Origin of the sequence: Weizmannia sp. CD-2023, from assembly GCF_036225245.1 — a bacterium.
Taxonomy (GTDB): domain Bacteria; phylum Bacillota; class Bacilli; order Bacillales; family Bacillaceae_C; genus Weizmannia; species Weizmannia faecalis.
In genome coordinates this window covers 93,648-98,156 of sequence record NZ_JARTJQ010000037.1, presented here as the reverse complement: position 1 = coordinate 98,156, position 4,509 = coordinate 93,648, and the positions used below count along the sequence as shown (strand labels likewise).

The window sequence follows — 4,509 nt, the reverse complement described above, 5'->3', positions numbered from 1 at the left end:
CATCACACCGTAGGACTTTCCGTTATTATAACTATACCATGTAGTTTGGAAAATGAGGCAAAAACAGAAGATGCCCTTTTAATAAATGGCATCTTCTGTAACAAGGTCGTTTTCTGCAAACCGTTCGACCCGGAGCGGTGTAAGATCAATGGTTTCATACTTTCCGGTCCGGATCAGGTCCGACAGCCCCTTTCCGACGGCCGGTGCCTGCTGCATGCCGTGCCCGCTGAACCCGAATGCGACAAAATACCCTTTCATTTCCGGATGCTCGCCGATGATGGCATTATGGTCGGCCGTATTGTAGTCATAAAGGCCGGCCCAGCCGCGTTCGACTTTTACCTTTTCAAAATTCGGGATGCGGCCAGCGAGAATAGGCCAAATCTGCTCCTCAAATTCGGACCGCTTCCAGCTGAAGTCGATCGCCGGCTTTTCCTCTTCCCCGTATCCGGCAATGATTTTGCGCCCCTCGTGCCTAAAATAGACACCGGTCAGATCCATCGTCAGCGGCAACGGTTTTGCGAGCGGTTTTTCCACATCAAACATAAAAATCCGCCGCGGTACCGGTATAACCGGAAGTAGCAATCCGGCTTTGCTGCTCAGTCCGGAAGCCCAGGCGCCCGCACAGTTCACGACAACAGGCGCAAAAAACGCCCGGCCATCCTTGAGCTGCACGCCTTTTATCCGGCCCTCTTCCGCTAAAAAGCGGTCCACTTCTTCATACATATACTCCGCGCCGAGATGTTTCGCATTTTTTATAAACCCTTGCATCGCCGTGTACGGGTCCAAATACCCGCTTTCCGCGCAATACAGCCCGCCTGCAAGATCACGCGTGCTGAGTTCGGGAATGAGCCCTAGCAGTTCTTTTTTTCCGAGCCATTCAGATGAGACGCCGTTTTGGTGCTGGAGTTTCAAATGCTTTTTAAAATGCGGCATCATTTTTTCTGACGCCAGAAATAAGTATCCGCGCTGTTTCAAATCAATTTCAAACGTTTCGCTGTCGATTGCCATATCACGGGCAAAATTTTGATAGGCTTTAAGGCTGTACCGGCTCATTTGAATATTGACCGCCGTTGTAAAAAGCTGCCGGATGCCGCCTGCGCTCCGCGGGGTTGAGGCATATGCATACGAAGGATCCTTTTCAAATACAATGATTCTGCCGGCAAATCCATCCGCGAGCAAATGGTACGCCACACTCGAACCGATAATCCCGCCGCCAACAATGATCACATCCGCTTTGTTTTTCATCCCATCCCGCCTCTATTCTAAAAATAGTCGCCTCATTCTTCCGCTGGCGCCGTATGCACGGGCCTCTATCCTGAAAATATGTGCCGGCTAACTTTCATTCTTTTGCTAGAGCCGCGTTCAGTGCGGCATGGGCGTCTACCCTGAAAATATGCATCGCTGATTTTTATTCTCCCGTTGGCCCATAAGCATGGGCCTCTATCCTAAAAATATGTGCCGGCTGATTTTCATTCTTTTGCTAGTGCCGCGTTCAGTGCGGCATGGGCGTCTAATTGTTGTCGACCTCTCTTTTTTGTCTTTGCCAATCCACTGATGGCGCTGCATGCATGGGCGCTAATTGTTGTCGATTTTGATATCGCGTACGCCTGATTCCACTTTCAACTTGTGGTTTGGAAAATCTTAAACATTCATGCTGATCATTTTGCCCCTGTTCCTATTGGCGCGAAGATAAAGCATGGCACTTTTTACCTGCCAAACATGTAATGATGTGCTGATCCGTTTTCACCCTGCTGCCCGTGCGGCAGAGGAGCCTAATTGTTGTCGATCTGGGCGCGCTGCAGTTTCCCGCTGAAATCGACATACACGGCCTTCCATTCCGTGTATACATCAAGTGCTGCCGGCCCTGAGTCACGGTGCCCGTTGCCCGTTCCTTTTGTCCCGCCGAACGGCAGATGGATTTCAGCCCCTGTCGTCCCGGCATTGATGTAGACAATCCCGGTATCCAGATCACGCATCGCCTGAAAAGCTTTATTCACATCTTTTGTAAAAATACCGCTCGACAGCCCAAAAGTGACGCTGTTGTTAACGACAATCGCTTCTTCAAGGCTTGCCACTGGAATGATCGAAACAACCGGGCCGAAAATTTCTTCCTGCGCAATGACCATTTCTGGGCTGACATCCGTAAAAACAGTCGGCGCATAGTAGTATCCTTTTCCCGGCAAAATGCGCCCGCCCGTAAGCAGCCTTGCCCCCTCTTTTTTACCTGTTTCGACATACTGGTGGATGCGGTTGAGCGCTTCTGTATTGATAACCGGGCCGACTGCCACCGTTTCATCAAGGCCGTCGCCAATTTTCAATTCCGCCGTTCGCCGAATCAGTTTTTCCTCCAGTGCATCTTTGATCTTTTTATGGACGATGACCCGGCTTGTGGCCGTGCATCTTTGCCCGCTCGTGCCGAATGCGCCCCAAAGAATGCCGTCCACTGCAAGATCGAGATCCGCATCATCCATGACAATCACGGCGTTCTTCCCGCCCATTTCAAGCGAAGTCCGTTTCAGAAGGCCGCCCGCCCGTTCGTTAATTTTACGCCCGACTTCATTTGATCCGGTAAAAGAGATGAGACCGATGCCCGGATGTTCCACCATCGCTTCACCAATCACGGAACCGGAGCCATGGACAAGATTGACAAGCCCTTTTGGGAGCCCCGCTTCTTCATAAATTTTCACAAATGCGCACGCTGTTGCCGGCGTTTCCGTGGCTGGCTTCCAAATCACCGCATTCCCGGTTACAAGCGCCGGCAGTGACTTCCAGGAAGCAATGGCGATCGGAAAATTCCACGGCGTGATCAGCCCGGCAATGCCGACCGGCACACGGATGCTCATCGCAAATTTATTTTGCAGCTCAGAGGGTACGGTATCACCAAATTGGCGTCTCCCTTCCCCTGCCATATAAAAGGCCATGTCAATCGCTTCCTGTACTTCCCCGCGCGCTTCATCGATCACCTTGCCCATTTCGCTTGTAAGCGTGCGCGCGATCTGTTCTTTTCTTTGTTTTAACAGTTCCCCGACTTTGTATAAATAGTTTGCGCGCTCAGGTGCCGGGACGAGCCGCCACACGCTTTGCGCGCTTTTGGCAGCCTGGACGGCACGGTCAAGGTCCGGTTCGGCGGATTGCGCCACTTCGCCCAATGTTTTCCCGTTTGCAGGATTTACAACCGGGGCAAATTTTCCCGTTGACGGTTCGCACCACTCGCCATCAATGTAATTCAAATATTTTTCCATGTGTTGTTCCCCCTTTAAAAATCGAGCATTTGCCCGATTCCAAGCTGAATGGCTTTTTTATAAACCGTTTCTGCAGCCACCAGGTCAAACAGGGCCATGCCTGTTGATTTAAAAACCTGTAGCGTGTTTGGATCCGGTTTTACTTTTTGCGTGACAATTTTGGAAAACGGAATGGTTTTAAGCCGGCTGTCTACATCCCCGCTTTCCTTTGCGGCATCGTGCGAGTCGATATATATCGATTTCAAGTTTTTCAGAAGCGCATCAGGAAATTCGCGCATATGCGGCTGGTATGAGCCAATGCCAATGACAAGCTTTCCGTCGTAAAGGTCTTCTTCCGGCAGTACAGGTGTGGCAGATGATGTTGCCGTAATGAGGATATCGGCCTTTTCGGCAAGTTCACGGGCGGATTTGGCAATATGAACCGGGATATTTGGAATGAGCGTTTTGAACCGGCGAATAAACGGAGGAATGTTAGAAGGTGTCCGGTTGAATAAAAAAATGTTTTCGATGTTGCGTGCGGTGCAAACACCGGCAAGCTGATACAGCCCTTGGTAACCCGTTCCGATAAGCCCGGCTGTTTTGGCATCGCTTGGCGCAAGATATTTTGCCGCCGCCCCGCCGATTGCCCCGGTCCGGAGCCCGGTTAAAACCGTTCCGTCCATGAGCGTTTTCATGGATCCATTCCTGCTGTCGACGAGCAGCACAGCACCCTGGGTCACCGGCCGGTCCTTGTTGTCCGGGAAAACGGAGACGATTTTTGCGCCGGCTGCCTCATTTGTGCTGCACGGCATGAAAAGGACGGAGTTGTCCCGGATGGTAAAATGCGTGCGCAGCGGCATTTGATAACCGTTTTCTTCATAGATGCGGTATGCTTTTTCTACAGCCGCCATCATTTCCTGCATGGAGGCTGCTTTGAGGACATCACATCCATTAAGGACAAGCAAGGCCGCACCTCCTTCCTTCAGGGATTTGGTAAAAATATATGTGAGGCAAAGCGGGAACATGATAAAAAGGATTTGGCAGCCGAGGATACAGCAACTTCGGGACGTGGGCTCGCGGCTTTTGTCTGATTGGAGGGCTCTAGTGGGACAATTCTTTGTTCCCGGGCTTATATTTTGTCTTTCATCAAACGAATGAAAGACCGTTTGCGTGTTCATGGACCTGTATTTTGTCTTTCATCGGCTCTATGAAGGGCAGTTCACTGTTTCCCGGCCAGTCTTTTGTTTTTCATCGGCTCTATGAAGGACAATTCGTCGTTTCCCGGCCA

3 protein-coding genes are annotated in these 4,509 nt (G+C 50.9%); all 3 read right to left on the bottom strand.

The window, feature by feature from the left end:
- Positions 1–78 precede the first annotated feature (78 nt).
- The 3 genes from P9687_RS05445 to P9687_RS05435 all read right to left on the bottom strand — a co-directional run bounded on the left by P9687_RS05445 (position 79) and on the right by P9687_RS05435 (position 4,186).
- The gene (locus tag P9687_RS05445) at positions 79–1,245 is read right to left on the bottom strand and encodes an NAD(P)/FAD-dependent oxidoreductase (RefSeq protein ID WP_014097582.1); all 1,167 of its coding nucleotides are present in this window, start codon (positions 1,243–1,245) and stop codon (positions 79–81) included.
- Between the two features lie 527 nt (positions 1,246–1,772).
- Positions 1,773–3,242: an aldehyde dehydrogenase family protein gene (locus P9687_RS05440; RefSeq protein WP_014097581.1), complete on the bottom strand. Its 1,470-nt coding sequence runs from the start codon at positions 3,240–3,242 to the stop codon at positions 1,773–1,775.
- Positions 3,243–3,256: 14 nt separating this feature from the next.
- On the bottom strand, positions 3,257–4,186 hold the full coding sequence (locus tag P9687_RS05435; protein ID WP_014097580.1) for an ornithine cyclodeaminase family protein: 930 nt from the start codon (positions 4,184–4,186) through the stop codon (positions 3,257–3,259).
- Between the last annotated feature and the right edge of the window lie 323 nt (positions 4,187–4,509).